The sequence below is a fragment of the Carboxylicivirga sp. M1479 genome (assembly GCF_007097485.1).
Classification (GTDB): Bacteria; Bacteroidota; Bacteroidia; order Bacteroidales; family Marinilabiliaceae; genus Carboxylicivirga.
In genome coordinates, this window is the sequence record NZ_VKDE01000035.1 from 23730 (window position 1) to 45206 (window position 21477).

The window sequence follows — 21477 nt, forward strand, 5'->3', positions numbered from 1 at the left end:
GCACATGAACAAACTAACTCAGCTGTAATCAATTGATTATGAACGAAAAAAGAGGGAATCCGTTTTTGGACACCCTCTTTTATATTATTTTCAAAAATCTTATCTCGAGTAGTTAGGTGCTTCACGAGTAATGGTCACATCATGTGGGTGACTCTCGCTCATACCTGCATTTGAAATTTTAGTAAATTTCGCTTTGTGCAATTCTTCAATATTGGCAGATCCACAGTATCCCATACCTGCACGCAATCCACCTATTAATTGATAAATCACTTCGTATAAAGTTCCTTTATATGGTACACGAGCAGAAATTCCTTCAGGAACAAGCTTCTTAATATCGTCTTCCACATCCTGGAAATAACGATCTTTTGAACCTTGCTGCATCGCCTCTACAGAACCCATACCACGGTAAGACTTAAACTTACGTCCGTTATAAATAATAGTATCTCCAGGAGACTCATCAACACCAGCAAATAGTCCACCTAACATTACTGCATGTGCACCAGAAGCCAAAGCTTTTACAATATCGCCTGAGTAACGAATACCTCCATCAGCAATAACTGGTACACCTGTACCTTCTAATGCGCGTGACACATCAAAAATAGCAGATAACTGAGGCACTCCTACACCTGCAATTACACGTGTAGTACAAATAGAACCTGGACCAATTCCCACTTTAACACCATCAGCTCCAGCTTTAACTAAATCAAGAGCCGCTTGTGCTGTTGCAATATTACCTACAACTACTTCTAATTGTGGATACTTCTCTTTTGCTTTTTTCAATGTCTCCAGTACACCAACACTGTGTCCGTGTGCAGTATCAATTACAATGGCATCTACATTGGCTTCAACCAAAGCTTCAATTCGCTCAAAAGTATCGGCAGTTACTCCCACACCAGCAGCAACACGTAATCGACCTTTTTCATCCTTGCAAGCAAAAGGTTTATCCTTCGCTTTAGTAATATCTTTATAAGTTACCAATCCAACCAACTTGTTGTTAGCATCTACAACTGGTAATTTTTCAATTTTATATTGTTGAAGAATGGCAGCAGCTTTTTCCAAATCTGTTGTTTGGTTAGTCGTTACCAAATTCTCGGTAGTCATTACTTCATCAATTGATCGAGCCATATCTGGCTCAAAACGTAGGTCACGGTTGGTTACAATACCAACCAAGTAGCCATATTGATCAACAACAGGAATACCTCCAATTTTATACTCTTTCATGTAGTCAAGAGCCTGACCAACTGTGCTACCTTGCAAAATAGTAACCGGATCGTAAATCATACCATTTTCGGCACGCTTTACGGTTACTACTTGTTTGGCCTGATCTTCAATTGACATGTTTTTATGTATCACACCAATTCCTCCTTCGCGAGCAATTGCAATAGCCAGGCGAGCCTCGGTTACTGTATCCATTGCTGCTGATACGATTGGGGTATTTAATACAATGTTTTTGGAGAAGCGACCGTTTAATTTAACATCGCGTGGTAACACCTGTGAGTAAGCAGGGATAAGTAAAACATCATCAAATGTTAAACCTTCAGAAACGATTTTATCCTCAGTAAATGACATGGAACCTTTTTTTTGGGGATTAAAAAATTTTGGCAAAAGTAGTGAAAAATTATTCACATAAAACTTAATTACGACATTTTACAAAGTAATTTTTTCATAATCAAGATACAAACACTACTAATCAACCAATTACACTCTAATTATTTTTTTATCATCGCAAGCAAGCAGGGCTAAACTCTTAATATTACCTTTGCTTTCGCATGGATATTTTTCATCACATACTAAAACAGTATTGGGGCTATGATGCTTTTCGTCCTTTACAAGAAGACATTATACGCTCTGTTGCAGATGGTAAAGACACCTTAGGTCTTATGCCAACTGGCGGCGGAAAATCGCTTACCTTTCAAGTACCTGCTTTGGCTAAGGAGGGCACATGCATTGTTGTTACGCCATTAATTGCTCTGATGAAAGATCAGGTAATGAACCTCAAAAAGCGCGACATAAAAGCTGCTGCCATTCACTCTGGTTTGTCGCGACACGAGATCAACATCATCCTTGACAATTGCATCTATGGTGGCACCAAGTTCCTCTACCTCTCCCCTGAAAGGTTAGGAACCGATCTTTTTCAGGATAAGGTTCAACTAATGAATATTAACCTGATTGCGGTTGATGAGGCACACTGTATTTCACAATGGGGCTACGATTTTCGTCCATCTTACCTAAAGGTTGCTAACATACGTGAATATATTCCTGATGCCCCAATACTAGCACTGACAGCGACTGCAACACCTCTTGTAGTAAAAGACATTCAGGAAAGGCTACTGTTTAACAAACCTAATGTATTCCAAAAAAGCTTTAAACGAGATAATTTGGTATACGTTGTTCGTCAGGCTGAAGACAAAGAACAACAACTGTTGAGTATTTTAAATAAAGTACTTGGCAGTGCAGTTGTTTATGTTCGTAATCGTAAAAAAACACAAGAATACAGCGACCTGCTGGTAAAAAATAACATTTCGTCCAGTTCATTCCATGCTGGCATGCCACAAGAAGTGAAAGATACGCGTCAAAAAAATTGGACTGATGGCCAAACAAGGGTTATTGTTTCAACCAATGCTTTTGGAATGGGTATAGACAAACCCAATGTTAGACTGGTTGTTCATATGGATGCGCCCGATTCTTTGGAAGCCTATTTTCAGGAAGCAGGGCGTGCAGGGCGCGATGGGCACAAAGCATTTGCCGTATTGCTTTGGTCGAACAACGATAAAATGAGGCTTAACAAAAGCATTAGTGTTACTTTTCCTCCTAAAGAAAAAATTCTGCAGGTGTACGAAGCACTTGGCAACTACTTTCAATTGGCGGAGGGCAGTGGATTTGGTATGGTGTATGATTTTAACTTAAGCCATTTTTGCAAGTCGTACAGAATGAACCTCATGACTGTTTTTAATTGTCTTAAAATTCTGCAACGAGCTGGATATATCGAATTTACTGAAGAGCTGCAGTTATCGGCCAAAGTACATTTCATCATGCGCAGAGATGATTTATATAAATTCCAGGTGGCCAATGAAGATCACGACCATTTCTTAAAGCTATTACTTCGATCCTATACAGGTTTGTTTACCGAGTATGTGCCAATTAATGAAGATTTATTGGCTAAACGCATGAATACATCAAGAAACACCATATATCAACACCTAACACAACTGGGCAAATTAGGTGTTATCAAATACATACCTCAAAAGAAAACACCACTCATTAGCTATACAACATCGCGAGAAGACAGCAAATACATAACACTGCGGAAAGAGATATACAAAGACCGAAAAGAGAAATATGAAGAGCGCATTCAGAGTGTAATTGATTACGGCACCGTCGCTCACATCTGTCGTAGCAAGCAACTAATCAGTTATTTTGGTCAAACAGAAAATGAAAACTGCGGACATTGCGACATCTGTAACACAATTAAAAAAACAGAATTACCTGTTAAAGATTTTAACGAGATTCAGGAGCTAATCGAATCAAAACTAGAAAAACAAGCCATAAGCTTTGACGAACTATTGCTAAGTGTAAACATTAAGCAACCTAAGCTTGAAAAGGTAGTGCGTTGGTTGGAGGAATACGATGTGATTTCAGAAAACGAAAAGGGACAACTCATTTTGAATCGCCCCAATAGTATATAATAATTGGCCAATTTGTTATAAATTTGACACAAATTATCACTCATGCAAGATCTCAATTCTCCTTATAATTTATTAGTTATCCTTGGCCCCACTGCATCGGGCAAAACAACTTTTGCAGCGCACCTTGCCAAACGTTTACAAGGAGAAATTATCAGTGCCGACTCGCGCCAAATATACAAAGGGATGGATTTAGGAACTGGTAAGGACATTGAGGATTATACAATAGATGGTTACACCATACCCCATCATTTACTCGACATTGTGGATGCTGGTTACAAATACAATGTTTTTGAATATCAGGCCGACTTTTTTAAGGCATTTGAAAAGGTAAAAAACAATAAGGCCTGGCCAATTATGTGCGGCGGAACAGGAATGTACATCGAATCGGTGCTTAAAAAGTATAAATTAATAAATGTTCCTGTTGATCAACCCCTACGCGACAGCTTGCAGGGCAAGAACCTGCAAGAATTAACCAGCCTATTGGGCAAATACAAATCGCTTCATAACCAAACCGATACCGACACAATTAAGCGAGCCATACGAGCCATAGAAATAGAAGAATTTTACCTGCAGAATCCAGGAATAGTTGTAGAGCTACCAGATGTTAAACCTCTTATTATCGGAGTTAACATTGATAGAGATGCCCGTAGAAAGAAAATTACAGATCGATTAAAAAAGCGCTTCGACGAAGGTATGGTCGATGAAGTAAAACAACTTATTGATAGTGGCGTTGCTCCTGATGATTTAATTTATTATGGCTTGGAATATAAATTTTTAACCATGCATGTAATGGGCGAACTTACTTATCAGCAAATGTTTGACAAGCTGAACGTAGCCATCCATCAGTTTGCCAAAAGACAGATGACATGGTTCAGAGGCATGGAGCGTAAAGGTGCTCACATACATTGGGTTGATGCTTTTGATCCGATGGAAGAGCGCGTGGAAAAAGTTATTCAGTTGATGTATCCCAAAACATACTAATTCCACACGTAATCTATCCTCATGTGTTAATCTTTTAGGTACGATACCACCTCATTTGAGAAAAAGGTTGGCACTAAAACCTCATTTGTATTGGGATTATAGCCAATATCGGCACTTTGCACATTATCAACAGAAGAATTTAACAGCTGAACAGGCTCATTGCCAGGTTTGAAATAAAACAATTCGCCTTTCCAGTACGAATAATAATAGCCTCCATAACCATCTGCTTCCAAGCCATCAACCTGCCCTGTTGTCTCGACAAAAACAGACATTTCGCGTGTGTCAATATCTACTTTTAATATATTTGTATTAGTACCGACCAGCACATAATCATGTTCGGCGTACAGGCCATTAACTCCAACAACTCCCTCTTTTTGCAGCCAAACAACTAATTCTCCTTTAAACAAAAGATAAACGATGCCCGTTGCCGAATCGGATACGAACACTTTTCCATCAGATGCAACCGTCACATCGTTTAAAAATTTTGCGTCCGATCGTTTAACCCGAGTCAATATCTCTGCTTTCTCAATATCGATCGCTACTAACTCATCAATATTAGATACGTATAAAACCCCATCGTTAATGGCCATGCCCTTAGGTGCATCCAGACCAACCAACCATTTTTGAGAGATAACTTTACCATCTACAGACAGCTTGCTGATGTAACCATTACCATCTTTATCAGCAGGTTTACCAACAATGTTTGATACAAACAAACAATTCTCTTTAGTATAGTACTTTACCGACTCTGGCACTTCCATAATCGGACCTGTTTGCCATTGCTTTGTTATTTGAGCATAAGATGTACTACAAAGCACCATTAAGAAGAATAGAATTAGGTCTTTCATTGTCATTATTTAAACGTTAATGTAATTTTTTAGAACAATTATAAATAAAAATAACATTTTTAATCCCATTAACGTATTGTTAATTGACCTTTTACAGAAATCGGCTATATAATGGCTTCTGTACATTGTTTTAATACTATTAATAATGCATTAATTTAGTGCTCAATCAAAATACCCAAACGATGGAAAGCATTGAAGATTATATATTAAGAATTACAAAATTGGCCAACAGAAACAAAGAGCTGAACGATCAGCTACAGGGTTTAGTTGGACGATATGAAGTTATTCAAAAGCAAAATGAGAAGTATCTCAATCTATTGTCTGAGTATTCGTATGAAGAAATTGAAGAGCGTTTAAAGCAACCATCTAAAAAAAGAGTGAAACGCTTTAAAATGGTTTCCATACTATATGCCACTTTCGATGGCTTTGATCGATTAAATGATCATGCCCACCCTCAGGAATTGGTTGATGCCCTTGATGAACTCTATTTAAACTTCGATGATATTGCCAAGAAGTATGGTATCCTAAAGGTTAAAACAATAGGAGACACTTTTTTATATGCAGGGGGTATTTTAGAAGAAAACAGAACCAACCCCATTGATGTTGTAAACATGGCCCTGGAAATGCAAATTGCGGCCAAAAATTGCATCATTAACGGTGATAAAGAAGCTTTTTGGAAAGTAAACATTGGTATACATACGGGGCCAGTACTTGGCGAGCCAACAGGCAAGAAAAATTCGCCCTACACCCTTACAGGAGAAAGTACCAACATAGCCTCGCGTATGGGTATGGCTTGTAAAGGTGGAGATATTAATATATCGGTAATGACCTATGAGCTGATAAAAGAATTCTTTAGTGTTGAAGAAAATGGGCATATGCCAGCCAAGTACAAAGGCTTTTTAGACATGTACAAGGTAAATGGTATTCGCTATAAATTATCAATCGATAGAGATGGTATTCGTCCAAACCAACGGTTTAAAACCAAATACAACCTGATTCAATTTATGGATATCCAGGAGGAATTATTGGATATACTTGAGCAAAAACTACCAGAAAACCTGTATTACCATAACATAAAGCACACAATTGATGTGGTTACCGAGGTAGAACTAATTGGTTGGGCTGAAGGATTAAAAGAAGAAGAAATTCTACTGCTCAAATTAGCGGGCTTGTTCCACGACTGCGGACATACCATTGATTACAAAGAACATGAATTACATGGTGCACAAATAGCCCGTGATATTTTAACCAATTACAAGTACCCAAAAGATCAAATTGACACGGTATGCCGACTCATTATGTCGACCAAATTCCCTCCTGAACCCAAAGACATACTGGAGCAGGTAATATGTGATTCAGACCTTGATTACTTAGGTAGAAGCGATTTTATTCCTGTGTCGAACACCTTATTTCAGGAGCTTAAGGAACGCAGCATGATTGGCACAATAGATGAATGGAACCAACTGCAGTTAAGCTTCATTAAAAAGCATCAGTATTACACTGAAACTGCTCGCAACTTAAGGCAAATTAATAAAGAAAGTCAGATTGAGCGCCTGGAAGGCTTGCTAAATATTAAGGTAAAAGCATAAATATAGGGCTGAGCAAAACTCAGCCCTTATTATTTTTTATTACTTTACTAAACCACTTCGCTTTAACAAGGGTTCAATAGAAGGCTCATGACCTCTAAACTTTTTGTATAGCTCCATCGGGTGCTGAGTACCACCTTTCTCTAAAATTTCGGTTCTAAATTTATCAGCAACACCCTTATCAAAAACGCCTACCTCTTTAAACGCCTCAAAAGCATCAGCATCCAGCACTTCAGCCCATTTGTAGCCGTAATACCCAGCAGCATAACCACCATCAAAAATATGAGCAAAGCCTGTTGAAAAAACGGAACCCTCAACCGTTGGAAAAAGCTCAGTAGCAACCATCGATTGTTGTTCAAATTCAGCCACATCGCCCTCAAACACCTCAGTTAGTGAGTGCCATGCCATATCATTCATTCCAAAGCTCAACTGACGAACTGTTGCATAACCACTTTGGTAATTTTCGCTATCTATAATCTTTTGAATTAGTTCATCAGGTATAACTTCCCCTGTTTTGTAGTGCACTCCTACATCTTTAAGCCACTCCTTTTGCGTACCCCAATTTTCCATTATTTGAGATGGAAGTTCTACAAAATCGCGATACACATTAGTACCTGATAAACTTTCGTAACACACTTTACTGAGCATTCCATGCAAGGCATGTCCAAATTCGTGTAAAAAAGTTTGCACCTCGTTAAAAGTTAGCAAAGATGGTTTACTATCCGTTGGTCGAGTAAAATTACAAACAATGGAAACATGTGGCCGCACATCTTTTTTGCCATTTTTGTGCTGCTCCCTAAAGCTCGTCATCCATGCACCACCTTGCTTACTGGTACGCGGATGATAATCAACGTAAAAAACACTTAAAAAGCTGCCATCCTTATCATATACCTCATAAGTCTTAACCTCGGAGTGATATACTGATATATCTGTATTCTGTTTAAAAGTGATACCATACAATTGCGTAGCTAATCCAAAAACGCCTTGCTCTACTTTATCTAACTGAAAGTATGGCCTTGTGGCTTCATCATCCAAACCATAGCGTTTCGCTTTAAGTTGCTCGCTATATAGTGGGTAGTCCCATCGTTGCAAATCATCCTCCAAACCATTTTCCTGAGCATAACTCTCCACATCTTTAACATCCTGCTTAGCTACACCAATGGAAGCATCAAACAACTCCTGTAAAAATCGATTTACTTTATCGGGATGTAGAGCCATGTGCTCCTCCAATACAAAATGTGCATAACTCTCAAAACCTAATAACTGAGCCAAGTTAACGCGTAATGAAACGATGCTTTTAATCAGATCTTTATTATCATGCTCGTTGTTATTATTACCACGCTTTGAGTAGGCCATGAACATTTGCTTTCGTAAGTCACGGTTTTTGGCATACTTCATAAACGGCATGTAGCTAGGAAACTGCAATGTGAAAATCCAGCCATCTTTATCCTGACTTTTTGCCAATGAAGCTGCGGCATCTAACACACCATCAGGCAGGCCTTCTAATTCATCCTTATTGCTTACATGTAATTGATAAGCATTGGTCTCGGCCAATAGATTTTCGCCAAATTGCAATGTTAACTTTGATAATTCGGTGGTAATTTTTCGATATTCATCACGCTGTGCCCCTTTTAATAAAGCTCCTTTGCGCACAAAGCCTTTGTAAGTCTCTTCCAATAATTGCACCTGTTCATTGGTCAGTTCTCCTTTATTCTGGTGCTCGTAAACCAACTTTACCTTTTTAAACAAATCTTCATTAAGCCAAATATCATTGGAGTATTCGGTAAGAATAGGCGAAACCTCGCGGGCTATTGCCTGCATCTGCTCATTTGTTTCGGCATGGTTAAGATTAAAGAAAATGTGACTCACAACTCCCAACTGACCACCTGACTTTTCAAGCGCCACAATGATATTATAAAAATCAGGATCATCGGCATTCTTCACAATAGAATCAACCTCTTTCTTAGCTGTATCAATCAAGTCCTTAAAAGCCTGTAAATAACTATCCTCTTGAATCAACTCAAAGGGTGGTGTTTCAAAAGGTGTATCAAAAGTTTTTTGTAAAATATTATCTAGCATAATTATAAATCATTAGTCGGATTATAAAAAAACAAAAGTAAACATCAATTAGCGTAAAATTCATTTAATAACAACAAACCTTTTTGAATAACGTTCGTTAAAAATCGTTAACGGGAAGATGTTAGAAGTTATAAACGAATGAAAACACACAAACGCTTACTTACTATGAATCATTTAATTCTAAGAATATTATTTATTACCTGTGCATTTTTTACAATTCAACACGCTAATTCTCAAGATAAAGCTTTAACAAAAACACTTGATGAGAAGTCGAACAAACGCATTGAGTCTGCAGAAAAGCTAATATCAAAAGGCGATAACATTGTTGATGAAACAAAAGACTTACAAGAAGAAGTTGAGGCCTTACAAAATGCTGATGGCAGAATTAAAACCCGTAAGATTAACAAACGGAATAAAAAAATCGCACAAGCCAAGGTAAAAGCTTCATTGTATTACCAGGATGGATACAAGAAGTACATTGATGTATTGGATGACCATTTAAGAGCGATAGAAAAATCGGGTAATTCAATAGCAAAGCAAATGCGCGATGATACAAAAGATCTGGAAAGAAAAGCAAAGAAGCAGTACAACAAAGCAGAAAATCTATCATCGCCCGACAAAATGATTGAGTTGATTGAACTGGCGCAAAGCAATCAGCAAAAAGCAATTGAACTACAGACTAAGTGCATCTTAAGCCTAAGTGAGCTTGAAATAGTTGAGGAAGCTCCATTATTGGCTGAAGAAACTGTAGCGCCTGACTCAACTCTTATAAATGAAGTTGTTGCCGAAGAACCTGTGATAGCAGCTGCCGACACAACAAGCATGAGTCCTGTAAACGAAACAGTAATGGCTGAAGCCACACCTGAAGCAACTACAGCAAGTACGCCTGTGCCTGCTACACCAGCTGTTGCAATGGGTGCTACGATGGGTGCTACTCTCATTCCTACGGCTAGTGACTCCCTACAAAATGACTCCCTACTAGTAGATGAAATAATAGAAGCTACACCGCTTGTCGAAGAAAAAGCAACACAGGAATTAGTTGTTCTTGAAGAGCCAAAAACTGTGATGGATATTTTTCTAACCATTCAATTTATGGCCGACAAAAAACCAGCATCAACAGAGCAAATAGAGAGTTTATACAGTGGCAGCAAAGAAATAATTGAGATGAATATTAACAATTGGTTTAAATATTCAGTTGGTAAATATCAAGACTTAGAAAAGGCAAAAGCAGAAATGAAAGCAGAAAATATTAAAGGTTTCATAGTTGCATACAACAAAAATCAGCGTATATCAGTTAAAGAGGCAGTATCTTTGTTGAATGGAGAATCATAGAAAGTAAATACCTAAACATATTAAAAATGAAAAAAATTCGCATAATTCTAAGCATTGCTTTAATAGCGAGCAGTGTACAGCTTTTTGGTCAAAGTCAAATTGTTGATTTCCTAAAAGCCGGACAAGCAGATGCCAATACCTTGTCACAATCTTACCTATTACCTTACGGCGAAATGCTTGGGGTTAACTTAAATAGTGGTTGGTACAATAGTGCTAAAGTGCACAAAATTGGTGGTTTTGATATTACATTCTCGGCCAGTTACGCAACAGCACCAAATAGCAAAAAAAGCTTCGACCCATCAAATTTAAGCCTAGAAGCCGTAACGCCTGAATCTGATGGTATGGCACCAACCATGGCAGGTAGTAACAAAGAGAGCATGGGCTTTTATTTTCAGGATGATCCAACGAAAACTAACATTATAGATATGAAAGGTGCAAATGCCGATGTATTTGTTAGTCCGATGATACAGGCTGCTATTGGTCTTCCGTTTCACACCGAGATTATGGGGCGTTTTATGCCTAAAACAAGCTATGGTGACTATGGTGATGCGGGACTTTGGGGAATTGGCCTTAAGCACTCTATCAAAGATTATATCCCATTTGTGAAACGAGTACCATTTTTAAATGCATCTGTTTTGGCCGCTTACACCGATTTTGATGCAAAACTTGGAGTTTCAAATGAAGGCTTTGCTGGTGAAATTGGAGAAGGATCTGGTAACCTTGAAACTACGGCGGGTGCCTTTACTACCCGACTACTTATTGGCGTGAACGTGCCTGTTGTTTCTTTTTATACTGGATTAGGTTATGGCACCACTACAAGTAATTTTGATGTGGTTGGTGAGTTTGTGGGTTATGAAGATACATCAAAGCCTATCGCCCTAGAATATAAAACATCGGGTTTTGATTTTAACGCTGGAATGCGCTTGCGATTAGCTATCTTCTCGCTACATGCAGATTACACGGTGGGAGAATATTCGGTTATTACCGCTGGTGTTGGTATCAATTTCAGATAAAAAATAAGATTACTAAATAATCAGCCCGGAGCAATCATTGTTTCGGGCTTTTTTATGCTCGATAGACCTTGAAAAAAAGCCATCAGTGAAGAGGACTACCATAATAACAACGAACATGATTCAGGTATCGAAAAGTATCGATTTGTCAATGCCGAGTATGAACACGACTATCAAGAGCACGCTACTAAGGATTAATAGTAGCTCCATAACTTTAACGATTACTACTGAAGCAATGCCCCTAACTATGCTAACAATCCCCCGTAAGCTCCTAACAGTCCCCCGGACAACACTGTCACTTTCCTTTAAGCATCTGTCTAAGCCCGCTAGCGTTTTGCTTCCCTAGAGCTTTAGTGGAAAATTTTTTTTGAATTATAAAGACACATAAAAACCCAGAACAAAGAACTATTCCGAGCTTCAAAAACAATCAGACCTTATTTTTTTAGTGGAGTACCAAATTCTTCTTCAAAGGCCACATCAGAAAATGCTTTTCTATTTTTTGCGGGAGCCTTAATCTCAATAGGATAACCCAATGGTAATAGTGCCATTGGCTCAATATGCTCAGGTAGCTTCAAAGCTTCTCTAACTATTTCTGGATCAAAATGACATACCCAACACGTACCCAAACCAAGCTCAGTGGCTCGTAAAGTCATGTGATCAATGGCTATTGCAGCATCAACATCACAATGATCTTTACTGTCAACACTCCTTTTCCACGATTCTTGATGATCGCCACATACTACAATCACTTGTGGCACATTTTTAAACCACTCCCTGTCATATGCTTGTTTAAGCTTATTCAAATTTTCATCTAGCGACACAAGAATAAAACACCAAGGTTGTTTATTAGCAGCCGATGGTGCCATACGCCCCGCCTCCAGTACTTCAACAACTAATGCCTTTGATACCTTTAGTGGTTTATATTCTCGAATAGAGTAACGCTCACGAAGTAGTTGATTAAAATGCATAAACAAGAATTTTGATGGATAGCTAACAATGTATTTCTTTACAACAAATTTAAAAGGACTCGCGTAACTTCCAAATTTTAATTAAAACAAATGTTCTTCTTACTATCTAAAATATTAGGCTTTATTATTATTCCATTTAACTGGTGCATTGCATTATTGTTAGGAGCACGAATAAGCAAAAAGTACAGGCTTAAAAAAATAATGTACACTGCAGCGGTGAGTATCTTTCTCCTATTCTCAAATACTTTTTTATTTCAAAAACTTATTACCAACTGGGAGGGGCCGTGTCAAGCCCTTAATGAACATTACAAAAATGCCAAGCCCTTGGTCATACTTGGAGGTTTATCCAGCTACGATGAAATGGTAAAGCGCATACACTTTAAAGACGCAAGCGATCGTCTTTTACAAGGAATATTACTTCATAAAAACAACCCTGATAGGCTTATGATTATTTCCGGCGGATCAGCTGAGATTTATTTCACGGAACGACCGGAAGCCGATTATTTGAACGAATACCTAATTAACATTGGTATTGACTCGTCGAAAGTTGCCTTTGAAAAAAAATCGAGAAACACCCATGAGAATGCTTTTTATACAGCGGCTCTATTCGACAGTTTACAGATTAATAAAGACATCACCCTCATTACTTCAGCCTTTCATATGAAACGTGCTCAACAGTGCTTTGAAAAAATGGGTTTCGAAGTAAGTCCATTAGGCACTCAATATTTCAGCAATCATCAGGCATTAAAACCAGCCGATTACTTTATACCATCGTTAACAACATTACAGCTATGGCCTATTGTGATAAAAGAATGGCTTGGACTACTTGTTTATAAGATGAAAGGCTACATATAATTAGTCAGTAATTCCTGGTTTTAAATACCTACACCAAAACCTACACTAAATATTGGTTCCCAAGAATTATAAGGAGAATGTTGGTGTTGTAACACATCGAACAACACTTGCATGGTTACAAAGCTTCGTTTTGACAACATTTGACGATAACCTCCTCCAATGTATACGAAAGGAACAAAGTCACGCTCTTTTTCAGATAATACATAGCGCTCCATACTATACCCCGCAACTTCGGCATGGGCAAATAAATTGGGCACAATATTGTATTGAGTAAATATGCGCCCTCCATACTGATTATAGGTATAAGATGGTGTATAGCGCTTATCCTTGGTATACTGATACTCTAAACCCAGGCCAGCATACACTTTAGGATTAAACCGAACCCCAATTACCGGACTTACGGTTACATTGGTATAATCACCAAAGGACAAGCCCAAACTGCCGCCAGCAAATAGTTTATCTTTAAATGGCTTATTTTCCTCAACATTACTACCATCAGTTTTAACTTCATCTTGAGCATTTAAAACAAATGCTGATTGAAATAAACTAAATGCAATTAATAATACACTAAATTTCTTCATAAGATTAGGTTTAAATACATCCACACACAAAACCATCAGCCAAACCATCGAGTAGCTCATTCACTTTCTCCCGTTCTTCTAAGGTATTATTACAAGCACTGCAAATAGGCATATTAACTTTTGAATGATAGTGAACATCAACACTGTTAATGTTCTGTTCACAAACAAAACAACGGAATGACTTGTTATTAATTTGATGCTGTGGCATACTATTTGTTTAGCAAATTATGCGTTTGTAAAAATACAATTTTAAATTTATGTTACGAATTGGACAAATGCAATGTTAAAGCAATTAAATACAGTACATAATATTAAAACACATAGTTTATTTAACCTTAAATTTTTGTTGATATGAAATCATTATTTAGCATACTTATTCTTTCATCATTTTTACTAATGCCCAACCAGGTTGCATTAGCTAAGGATAAAAAAAGCAAGAAAGAAAAACGCATGGAGCAATTTACCGAGACAAAGAAGTTGGTAGATAGTAAACAATTTATCTTTGTTCCGGACAGAGCATTCCCGCAGGGCGGTCGCTCAATTGACCTCACAACCAATTATGGTTTTGTGAAAATCATGGATTCTGAAACAGAAGGTGACATGCCATTTTTTGGTCGTGGGTTTTCTGTTCCTTACGGAGGTGGAGAAGGAATCAAATTTGACAAGACTAGCATTGAAAACGAAGAAATAGAAATTAATGAAAAGAAGATGCGCTTAACTTATAGCTTTGAAGCAAGAGGTGATAACGACACCTATCGCATTAGTATGGATATTAGTTATGGCGGCAGTACATCGGTTAGTGTTACGAGTAACAACAGAAGCCACATAAGCTACAATGGTAGCATTTCAAAAATTGAAGAAGACAAAAAGAAAGATTAGTAAAATTAATTTATACGATCATACAAAAGGGGCCACATACATTGCGGCCCCTTTCTATATTGTATTGCGTACTACCGTTGAATTTGTTATTGTACTTCCAAAAACGTTTTGATGGCACCCAAGTAGTAATCATTCCACCCCTCAACAATGTCATCAAAAGCCTCTTCAGGTATATTTGTATGTTCGAGGTCTATTTGCACTTTAGAACCTCCTTGTTCAAAAAACTTTAATGTTACAATAGAGGCATCTGTTTGTTCGCCAAAGTACCACTCTTGCACTATTTTCTTCTGATCTTCAACCTCAAGTATTTTTCCTACTATATCACCCTCCCACAAAGAGAACTCTGAGTTTGGCTCATCACTCATAACAGCCGGATATCCACTCCACAACTCAATGGTAAATGGATTGATAAAAGCTGCAAACGCATCTTCCAATTCCGCCTTTACTTTTACGCGTGATTTAAAATCTTTATACATGATTTAATATTTTAAGCAAAGAAACAAAAAAAAAGAACTTACATGAGGTATATCACGTAAGTTCTTAGTCCAAGCCATATCTGAAAACGCTACTAAATACCCAATGCAACGATCAGGTCTGCAACTCTATTAAAATGAATCTTCGAAACATCATTCATCTTTTCTCTTAAACCGGTGTGCTCTTTATAATACTGATGATTGCTGGTAATGGGGAAATCTTTGTTATAAAACTGCAACTCATTCTCCTGTACCTTGATGCGATTAACATGCTTAGTTAATTGGTCAATGTGCTCATCCAACACCATAAGCTCCACCGTATTAAGCTCGGCAATAAACTCCTCATTTTTAACCTCTTCATTTCGCTCTTTCAAAATCTCAATTTCTTTTATAAACAAGTTAAGACGATTCTTCCACATCTTATACTCAAAATCAAGATCGATCATATTTATTTTACCACCTTTCATAGTCTTAACTTTTATCAGCAACACTAAAAAGTTAGAAAAAAACGTTTACAAATGCATGCAATAGCAAGTTTTATTTATTGAAAGTTGACCAAACCAAGGTATGGTATTGCAAACTACTTATACCAATTGATTTTATTCAAACCAGCCTTGAAATAAGCTTTTATCCAAAGCATGAGTTAAGGTTCGAAGCACCGGAACTTCACCCCATAATGCTTGAGGATAGTAACGTTTTAGATATGTTTTTAAAAGCTGCGCCGAATCCAATGTGATTTCAGATTCTGTAATGGGGAAATGATTATACACAAGTCCATAAAGTGAGAGGCCACGAGATTTAAGAACTTCCAAAGTGAGTAAGGTATGATTGATGGAGCCTAAACGACCATACGTAACTAATATAACCGGCAAACTATTCTCTTGTATAAAATCAAGCACCAAAGTATCAAGATTGATTGGCACCATAAGACCTCCAACACCCTCAATTAAAACTTGCTCATACTTTTCCTCAATCAATTGTTTGGCTGTCAGCAACTCACTTTTTTCAATTGTGGTATTTTCCATTTTGGCTGCCAAATGTGGACTTGCAGGAAATTTAAATAAATACGGACAAGTAATACCCTTGTGGTCGTCTGAACATAAAGGCACATCCATTAATTGGCGATGTACAACTATATCATCCGAAACATCTTGGCAACCAGTTTGCGCAAGCTTCATTGTCATAACATTGACTCCCTTGTCTTTTAGGTATTTGGCCAATAATCCTGTGACCACAGTTTTGCCACTATCAGTGTCAATGGCGGTTATAAAAAATGTAGACATACTTATTTCTTTTTAAAAATCATTAAATACGGATGGTAAGTCATTGGGAACCTATCAAACTGAGCAAATTGGTGGTAAGCATCAGTGAAATTCTTCAAACTTCCTTTGTTCCACCCACAACGACTTACGCCATTTACGCCAGTATTACGCATATGCATTAAGATTTCACGAGGAGATTTAAACCACAATTGTTCTTGCCATTCATGCATAGTTACCAATTCAAAGTGATCGCTAGCGAAATGAATTACCTGATCGTTACTCGGATAATCAATTCCACGCCCAGTAATTGCTTTAATCTCGGCATAATTATTTGGTCCAAATGAAGACAACACCATAAAACCATTTGGAATTAACAGAGCTGACATCCTAGCAAAAAAGGCAGTTAAATCAGTCACCCATTGAATGGTAGCACCAGACCATATACTACTCATTAAACCTGGAAACATCTGCAACTCAGCATCACCAGCTATAAAGCTAGGGTGGTCAACCTTATTTTTAAGAATGGTTTCAATATTATGCTTCACATTGTCTACAAGGTCATTAACGACATAATCAGATATGTGAAAATTACGAATAATTTGACGTGTCAAAAGACCAGTCCCACAGCCAATCTCAAGAACTTTCAACTGGTCACCGGGCAAATACTTGCGTGATAATTCCACCAACTTACACGCCATGCTTTGCTGAACGGTAGCGTGGGCATCATATGAATTAGTGGCTGACTCAAAACGCTGTTTTAGTAAAACTTTATCAATCTCCATCTGCTGTTTCTGAACTTCAATAGCTGTTTCCATTTCCTTATAAACTGATGATATCTTGCCAGGTAGTAAATTCATAAAAACAAAAATGCCCTTGCTTCAACTTTAAAATCCTGGTATTATTTCTTTCCCAATAGCGCATCTGATTCTCGCTTGAAAAAATGCGATCTTCTGAGCCAATTATTGCCTTGTTGTAAAACTTAGTTTGTAGCTTCTGCACCTTAAAATGCTGATAAAGCAAAAACAATTCATTTTTCACATCATCAATCAAGCGCTCTGGTTTACGATTATTGAATCTTTCCCATTGAGACCTATGACAGAACATGCGTTTGTGAAACTTTTCCAGATTTACTTCGGACAAGCCGGCAAGAGTACCCATGGCAATGGGTAAAGGAATACCACATTCTATATCTAATGGCTTTAAGGTTCCATTAATGGCTATGGCCTCGTAAATTTTATGCTTTATTGGATACATAAGCATTTGTGCAACCCAAACCCCAAATGACCATGCCACCACATATACTCTCGAATACTTATCCAATTGAGAAAGCACTTCTTCAGGCAATGATATACTCCTATAATCGTAGAACATTAAAACGTCGGCCTTTTTACTTTTTAAAAACTGAAAAGGCTTCTCATCACAACTCCAACCATTAAAGTATAAAATCAGTTGTTCGGCATTTGTTTTATGTAACCAGCTATACTTCATATGTTCGATATTCAGGTATTAGATTCACAAATTCATTTAAATCGCTTAAGTGCATATTTGCCGTTAATGAAATACGCAGTCGGGCCGTATTCTTAGGAACAGTTGGTGGCCTTATCGGAAAAACCAGAAAGCCTTTTTTTCGCAAGTGATTTGCCAACTCTACAGCCGATTGATTATTTCCAATCATAATTGGAACAATATGACTCATGTGTACTTTATAGACCTTTTTCTTTAACTCCTCGTTAAGATGATGTGATAGCTTGCTTAAATTGATACGTTGAGCCCTAAATTGAATCATTTGCCTTATAACAAACTTATTCCAGGCCATATTAATTGGCGGTAAAGCTGTAGTATAAATTAAAGTACGCGCTTTGTTAACCAAGAGCACTTTGAGTGTTTGGCTTAGAATTACAAAAGCACCAATTGAAGCATACGCTTTACCTAGTGTTCCAACGATTAGGTCGATTTTACTTACAACATTTTGTTGCTCACATACCCCCAAACCATTTTCGCCAATAGCACCAACAGCATGTGCTTCGTCAATGTATAAATAACAATTAAAACGTTCTTTAATGGTAACCAATCGCGCTAGGTCAGCTGTATCACCATCCATGCTAAAAAGCGACTCACTAACTATAAAAACACGCTGATACAAGTGACGTTTCTTCTGTAAAATCATCATCAGTTGTTCATAATCCAGGTGCCGGTAGCGCAGGTGATCTGCCTGTGATAATCGAATGCCATCAATAATACTAGCATGACAAAGTTTATCGGATAAGATCAAATCCTTTTTTTCGCTTATGGATGGTAAAATACCCATATTGGCATGGTATCCGCTATTAAAAAACAGTGCTGCCTCAGCTGAGTAGTTCATTTTTAGCAGGTATTCCGCATCATCATACAAATCGCTATTACCAGTCAGCAAGCGCGATGAAGAAGCTCCAAACCCCAGAAGTTTTGGATCATCCATCACCTCTTGCATAAAATCCTGCTTTAACGAAGTATTGGTAGCTAAACCTAAATAATCATTTGATGTTAAGTTTAACAATTCTCTTCCCTCATAAATACATCTCCCTGATTCTTCCGGTACTACCTGTTTAAACTCTCGAAGCAAGCCTGTATCTATTATTGATTCTATTTGTTCGTGGTAGATCATTTTTGAGCTTCTAATTGAATGACATGATAGATGGCTGAGCATAATTTTTTCAACTCAGCATCTGTTATAATATATGGAGGCATTAGGTACATATTTCTACTAAATGGACGAATCCAAACACCCGCATTTACAAAGCGTTTTTGAATAGACCCCACATCTACTGAATGAAACATCTTAACAACACCAATGGCACCAAGACACCTAACCTCCTTAACCCCCGGCAACTGTTCACAAACCGCCAACTCACTTGATAACACCTTTTGGATATGTAGTACTTTAGCTTGCCAATTTGATTTCAATAATAAATCTATACTTGCATTCGCTACAGCACATGCCAAAGGATTACCCATAAACGTTGGACCATGCATAAACACACCTGGAGAACCATTACTGATTGCACTCGCCACCTTACTTATTGTTAAAGTAGCAGCAAAACTCATATACCCACCTGTAATTGCCTTACCCAAGCACATAATATCAGGCTCAATACCAGCATGCTCACATGCAAACAATTTTCCTGTACGACCGAAGCCTGTTGCAATCTCATCAACAATTAGCAACACATTGTATTTATAGCATAGCTCTCGCACTTCTCGTAAATAGTTGGCCGAATAAAACCACATACCCCCGGCACCTTGCACAATGGGCTCTAAAATAACTGCAGCCAATGCATGGTGACGTTTCTCAAACAATTCACGTATTGAAGCCAAATCATATTCTACATCAATATTTCCGAATCGGCTTTGAGGCTGCGGAGCAAAATATTGAATCGGTAATGATTTATTAAAGATGTGGTGCATTCCTGTATCCGGATCACACACTGACATAGCATTCCAAGTGTCGCCATGATAGCCAGAACGAATAGTAGCAAACTTGCATTTTTCATCTTGCTTTAAAGCATTCCAATACTGAAGAGCCATCTTCATGGCCACTTCAACCGCCACAGAGCCAGAGTCACAATAAAAAACTTTTTGCAATGATTGGGGCACGATAGCCAGCAATTTCTGAGTTAACTCAATGGCTGGCTCATGTGTTAAACCACCAAACATGATATGAGACATTTGCTTCAATTGCTCTTGCACAGCATTATTTAATACCGGATGATTATAACCATGAATAGCTGCCCACCACGATGACATACCATCAGTCAACACACGTCCATCCTTCAAGTATATCGAACAGTCCTCCGCCCTATCGACCATATAAATGGGTAGTGGATTATCCATAGATGTATAAGGATGTATAATGTGCCTTCGATCTATTTGCAGCATCTCTTGCATATTGGTCATTTCCATGTTTATTTTAAAGCTGACTCCCTATTGACACACAACTCATGATCAAGGCGAAAGCCGGCCGAACTAAATGCATCTTTATCTTGGTTGATATTAGTTCCTATTGTGGTTAGGTAATCGCCCACCAAGGCTGCACTTACACCAGCTTTCAAAGCTTTATCCTGAATATGATTGATCAGGTTGCGTCCTCCCGCCAAACGTATATGTGCTGTAGGATTAATTAATCTAAACAAGGCAAATGTGCTTAATACCTCTTCGTCTGTTAAGGGCTCCACATTGGCCAATCGAGTTCCCTCAACAGGCATAAGCACGTTAATTGGTATGGATTCTATCTCCAACTCACGCAAGGTAAGAGCCATTTCAATTCGTTGCTCCATGCTCTCACCCATACCAATTATACCACCAGAACAAACACCCATACCGGCCTCGCGTGCCTGCTTAATGGTTCTTATTTTATCTTCGATGGTATGTGAGGTACAAACCTCTTTAAAATAAGATGGCGCTGTTTCTATGTTGCAATGATAATGTCTCACACCTGATGCATACAATTTATCTAACTGCGAACGATTGAGTAAACCCATTGATGCACAGAGGTGAATTGGCGTTTTTTGCTTGATATTTTTATAAACACCACATAACTGATCCAGATTTTTATTAGAGATAGCTCTTCCACTGGTCACTAAGGAAAAACGGTAAACTCCCTTTTGAGCATTCTCCTCGGCCAATTCTTCAGCTTCTTTTAAATCTACTAATTCATACTCCTCCACATTGGTATTGTGAAACATCGATTGCGAGCACCAGCTACAATTCTGGGTACACTTTCCCGACTTGGCATTCATAATAGAACACATCTCCAAAAAGTCGCCTTTAAATTCACATCGAATATCATCAGCCAAAGCATACAATTGCTCTTTGTCTTCAAAATTTAATAAAGTGATTGCTTCGTCCTTGCTAATAGAGCCACCATTTAAAATTCGTTGTTTAATCTCTTGTATCATGTT

Annotated in this window: 21 protein-coding genes; 7 read left to right on the forward strand and 14 right to left on the reverse strand. The window is 37.9% G+C overall.

The window, feature by feature from the left end:
- Positions 1 to 99 precede the first annotated feature (99 nt).
- Positions 100 to 1569: an IMP dehydrogenase gene (gene guaB, locus FNN09_RS17980; RefSeq protein ID WP_143303869.1), complete on the reverse strand. Its 1470-nt coding sequence runs from the start codon at positions 1567 to 1569 to the stop codon at positions 100 to 102.
- Between the two features lie 200 nt (positions 1570 to 1769).
- Between guaB and FNN09_RS17985 the strand changes: the two genes are divergently transcribed.
- Positions 1770 to 3686, forward strand: coding sequence for an ATP-dependent DNA helicase RecQ (locus FNN09_RS17985; protein ID WP_143303870.1), 1917 nt, complete (start codon positions 1770 to 1772; stop codon positions 3684 to 3686).
- 42 nt (positions 3687 to 3728) lie between these two features.
- The gene (miaA, locus tag FNN09_RS17990; protein ID WP_143303871.1) at positions 3729 to 4667 is read left to right on the forward strand and encodes a tRNA (adenosine(37)-N6)-dimethylallyltransferase MiaA; all 939 of its coding nucleotides are present in this window, start codon (positions 3729 to 3731) and stop codon (positions 4665 to 4667) included.
- Positions 4668 to 4693: 26 nt separating this feature from the next.
- Here the strand turns inward: miaA and FNN09_RS17995 are convergent, their stop codons facing one another.
- Positions 4694 to 5515 carry a hypothetical protein gene (locus tag FNN09_RS17995; RefSeq protein ID WP_143303872.1) on the reverse strand — a complete coding sequence of 274 codons (822 nt, stop codon included), beginning with the start codon at positions 5513 to 5515 and terminating at the stop codon, positions 4694 to 4696.
- Positions 5516 to 5697: 182 nt separating this feature from the next.
- Between FNN09_RS17995 and FNN09_RS18000 the strand changes: the two genes are divergently transcribed.
- Complete coding sequence (locus FNN09_RS18000; RefSeq protein ID WP_143303873.1) at positions 5698 to 7104, forward strand: adenylate/guanylate cyclase domain-containing protein; 1407 nt, start codon at positions 5698 to 5700, stop codon at positions 7102 to 7104.
- A gap of 39 nt (positions 7105 to 7143) precedes the next feature.
- Here the strand turns inward: FNN09_RS18000 and FNN09_RS18005 are convergent, their stop codons facing one another.
- On the reverse strand, positions 7144 to 9180 hold the full coding sequence (locus tag FNN09_RS18005; protein WP_143303874.1) for a M3 family metallopeptidase: 2037 nt from the start codon (positions 9178 to 9180) through the stop codon (positions 7144 to 7146).
- 165 nt (positions 9181 to 9345) lie between these two features.
- On the opposite strand from FNN09_RS18005, the gene FNN09_RS18010 reads away from it, so the two are divergent.
- Positions 9346 to 10512 (forward strand): hypothetical protein, encoded by a 1167-nt coding sequence (locus tag FNN09_RS18010; protein ID WP_143303875.1) that lies wholly within the window; start codon positions 9346 to 9348, stop codon positions 10510 to 10512.
- 26 nt (positions 10513 to 10538) lie between these two features.
- On the forward strand, positions 10539 to 11525 hold the full coding sequence (locus FNN09_RS18015; RefSeq protein ID WP_143303876.1) for a DUF6588 family protein: 987 nt from the start codon (positions 10539 to 10541) through the stop codon (positions 11523 to 11525).
- A gap of 431 nt (positions 11526 to 11956) precedes the next feature.
- On the opposite strand, the gene FNN09_RS18020 is transcribed toward FNN09_RS18015, so the two are convergent.
- Positions 11957 to 12490, reverse strand: a complete 534-nt coding sequence (locus FNN09_RS18020; RefSeq protein ID WP_143303877.1) for a nitroreductase family protein — start codon at positions 12488 to 12490, stop codon at positions 11957 to 11959.
- 90 nt (positions 12491 to 12580) lie between these two features.
- On the opposite strand from FNN09_RS18020, the gene FNN09_RS18025 reads away from it, so the two are divergent.
- Positions 12581 to 13345: a YdcF family protein gene (locus tag FNN09_RS18025; protein ID WP_143303878.1), complete on the forward strand. Its 765-nt coding sequence runs from the start codon at positions 12581 to 12583 to the stop codon at positions 13343 to 13345.
- 20 nt (positions 13346 to 13365) lie between these two features.
- On the opposite strand, the gene FNN09_RS18030 is transcribed toward FNN09_RS18025, so the two are convergent.
- Complete coding sequence (locus FNN09_RS18030; protein ID WP_143303879.1) at positions 13366 to 13926, reverse strand: hypothetical protein; 561 nt, start codon at positions 13924 to 13926, stop codon at positions 13366 to 13368.
- A 10-nt stretch (positions 13927 to 13936) separates the two neighbouring features.
- Positions 13937 to 14134, reverse strand: coding sequence for a hypothetical protein (locus FNN09_RS18035; protein WP_143303880.1), 198 nt, complete (start codon positions 14132 to 14134; stop codon positions 13937 to 13939).
- A 143-nt stretch (positions 14135 to 14277) separates the two neighbouring features.
- Here FNN09_RS18035 and FNN09_RS18040 point away from each other — a divergent pair, with 143 nt between their 5' ends.
- On the forward strand, positions 14278 to 14805 hold the full coding sequence (locus tag FNN09_RS18040) for a DUF4251 domain-containing protein (protein WP_143303881.1): 528 nt from the start codon (positions 14278 to 14280) through the stop codon (positions 14803 to 14805).
- A gap of 86 nt (positions 14806 to 14891) precedes the next feature.
- On the opposite strand, the gene FNN09_RS18045 is transcribed toward FNN09_RS18040, so the two are convergent.
- The 8 genes from FNN09_RS18045 to bioB all read right to left on the reverse strand — a co-directional run bounded on the left by FNN09_RS18045 (position 14892) and on the right by bioB (position 21474).
- Positions 14892 to 15281: an SRPBCC domain-containing protein gene (locus FNN09_RS18045; RefSeq protein WP_143303882.1), complete on the reverse strand. Its 390-nt coding sequence runs from the start codon at positions 15279 to 15281 to the stop codon at positions 14892 to 14894.
- Between the two features lie 92 nt (positions 15282 to 15373).
- The gene (locus tag FNN09_RS18050) at positions 15374 to 15745 is read right to left on the reverse strand and encodes a hypothetical protein (protein ID WP_143303883.1); all 372 of its coding nucleotides are present in this window, start codon (positions 15743 to 15745) and stop codon (positions 15374 to 15376) included.
- A gap of 132 nt (positions 15746 to 15877) precedes the next feature.
- The gene (bioD, locus tag FNN09_RS18055) at positions 15878 to 16561 is read right to left on the reverse strand and encodes a dethiobiotin synthase (RefSeq protein WP_143303884.1); all 684 of its coding nucleotides are present in this window, start codon (positions 16559 to 16561) and stop codon (positions 15878 to 15880) included.
- Between the two features lie 2 nt (positions 16562 to 16563).
- Positions 16564 to 17397 (reverse strand): methyltransferase domain-containing protein, encoded by an 834-nt coding sequence (locus tag FNN09_RS18060; RefSeq protein ID WP_143303885.1) that lies wholly within the window; start codon positions 17395 to 17397, stop codon positions 16564 to 16566.
- A complete protein-coding gene (locus FNN09_RS18065; RefSeq protein WP_143303886.1) occupies positions 17360 to 18028 on the reverse strand; it encodes a DUF452 family protein in 669 nt (222 codons plus the stop codon). Before FNN09_RS18065 ends, FNN09_RS18060 begins: the two co-directional genes overlap by 38 nt.
- Positions 18018 to 19184, reverse strand: coding sequence for an 8-amino-7-oxononanoate synthase (locus tag FNN09_RS18070; RefSeq protein WP_143303887.1), 1167 nt, complete (start codon positions 19182 to 19184; stop codon positions 18018 to 18020). Before FNN09_RS18070 ends, FNN09_RS18065 begins: the two co-directional genes overlap by 11 nt.
- A complete protein-coding gene (bioA, locus tag FNN09_RS18075) occupies positions 19181 to 20473 on the reverse strand; it encodes an adenosylmethionine--8-amino-7-oxononanoate transaminase (RefSeq protein ID WP_143303888.1) in 1293 nt (430 codons plus the stop codon). Before bioA ends, FNN09_RS18070 begins: the two co-directional genes overlap by 4 nt.
- Before the next feature lie 8 nt (positions 20474 to 20481).
- A complete protein-coding gene (gene bioB / locus FNN09_RS18080) occupies positions 20482 to 21474 on the reverse strand; it encodes a biotin synthase BioB (RefSeq protein ID WP_143303889.1) in 993 nt (330 codons plus the stop codon).
- Positions 21475 to 21477 lie beyond the last annotated feature (3 nt).

Bases quoted from the DNA above. Each gene is read 5' to 3' on its own strand.
- bioB (WP_143303889.1), bottom strand. From the start codon at position 21,474: ATGATACAAGAGATTAAACAACGAATTTTAAATGGTGGCTCTATTAGC.
- FNN09_RS18060 (WP_143303885.1), bottom strand. From the start codon at position 17,397: ATGAATTTACTACCTGGCAAGATATCATCAGTTTATAAGGAAATGGAA.
- FNN09_RS18025 (WP_143303878.1), top strand. From the start codon at position 12,581: ATGTTCTTCTTACTATCTAAAATATTAGGCTTTATTATTATTCCATTT.
- FNN09_RS17985 (WP_143303870.1), top strand. From the start codon at position 1,770: ATGGATATTTTTCATCACATACTAAAACAGTATTGGGGCTATGATGCT.
- FNN09_RS18035 (WP_143303880.1), bottom strand. From the start codon at position 14,134: ATGCCACAGCATCAAATTAATAACAAGTCATTCCGTTGTTTTGTTTGT.
- FNN09_RS18015 (WP_143303876.1), top strand. From the start codon at position 10,539: ATGAAAAAAATTCGCATAATTCTAAGCATTGCTTTAATAGCGAGCAGT.
- bioD (WP_143303884.1), bottom strand. From the start codon at position 16,561: ATGTCTACATTTTTTATAACCGCCATTGACACTGATAGTGGCAAAACT.
- FNN09_RS18050 (WP_143303883.1), bottom strand. From the start codon at position 15,745: ATGAAAGGTGGTAAAATAAATATGATCGATCTTGATTTTGAGTATAAG.
- FNN09_RS18000 (WP_143303873.1), top strand. From the start codon at position 5,698: ATGGAAAGCATTGAAGATTATATATTAAGAATTACAAAATTGGCCAAC.
- FNN09_RS18020 (WP_143303877.1), bottom strand. From the start codon at position 12,490: ATGCATTTTAATCAACTACTTCGTGAGCGTTACTCTATTCGAGAATAT.
- FNN09_RS18065 (WP_143303886.1), bottom strand. From the start codon at position 18,028: ATGAAGTATAGCTGGTTACATAAAACAAATGCCGAACAACTGATTTTA.
- miaA (WP_143303871.1), top strand. From the start codon at position 3,729: ATGCAAGATCTCAATTCTCCTTATAATTTATTAGTTATCCTTGGCCCC.
- FNN09_RS18010 (WP_143303875.1), top strand. From the start codon at position 9,346: ATGAATCATTTAATTCTAAGAATATTATTTATTACCTGTGCATTTTTT.
- FNN09_RS18040 (WP_143303881.1), top strand. From the start codon at position 14,278: ATGAAATCATTATTTAGCATACTTATTCTTTCATCATTTTTACTAATG.
- FNN09_RS18070 (WP_143303887.1), bottom strand. From the start codon at position 19,184: ATGATCTACCACGAACAAATAGAATCAATAATAGATACAGGCTTGCTT.
- guaB (WP_143303869.1), bottom strand. From the start codon at position 1,569: ATGTCATTTACTGAGGATAAAATCGTTTCTGAAGGTTTAACATTTGAT.
- FNN09_RS18030 (WP_143303879.1), bottom strand. From the start codon at position 13,926: ATGAAGAAATTTAGTGTATTATTAATTGCATTTAGTTTATTTCAATCA.
- FNN09_RS17995 (WP_143303872.1), bottom strand. From the start codon at position 5,515: ATGAAAGACCTAATTCTATTCTTCTTAATGGTGCTTTGTAGTACATCT.
- FNN09_RS18005 (WP_143303874.1), bottom strand. From the start codon at position 9,180: ATGCTAGATAATATTTTACAAAAAACTTTTGATACACCTTTTGAAACA.
- FNN09_RS18045 (WP_143303882.1), bottom strand. From the start codon at position 15,281: ATGTATAAAGATTTTAAATCACGCGTAAAAGTAAAGGCGGAATTGGAA.
- bioA (WP_143303888.1), bottom strand. From the start codon at position 20,473: ATGACCAATATGCAAGAGATGCTGCAAATAGATCGAAGGCACATTATA.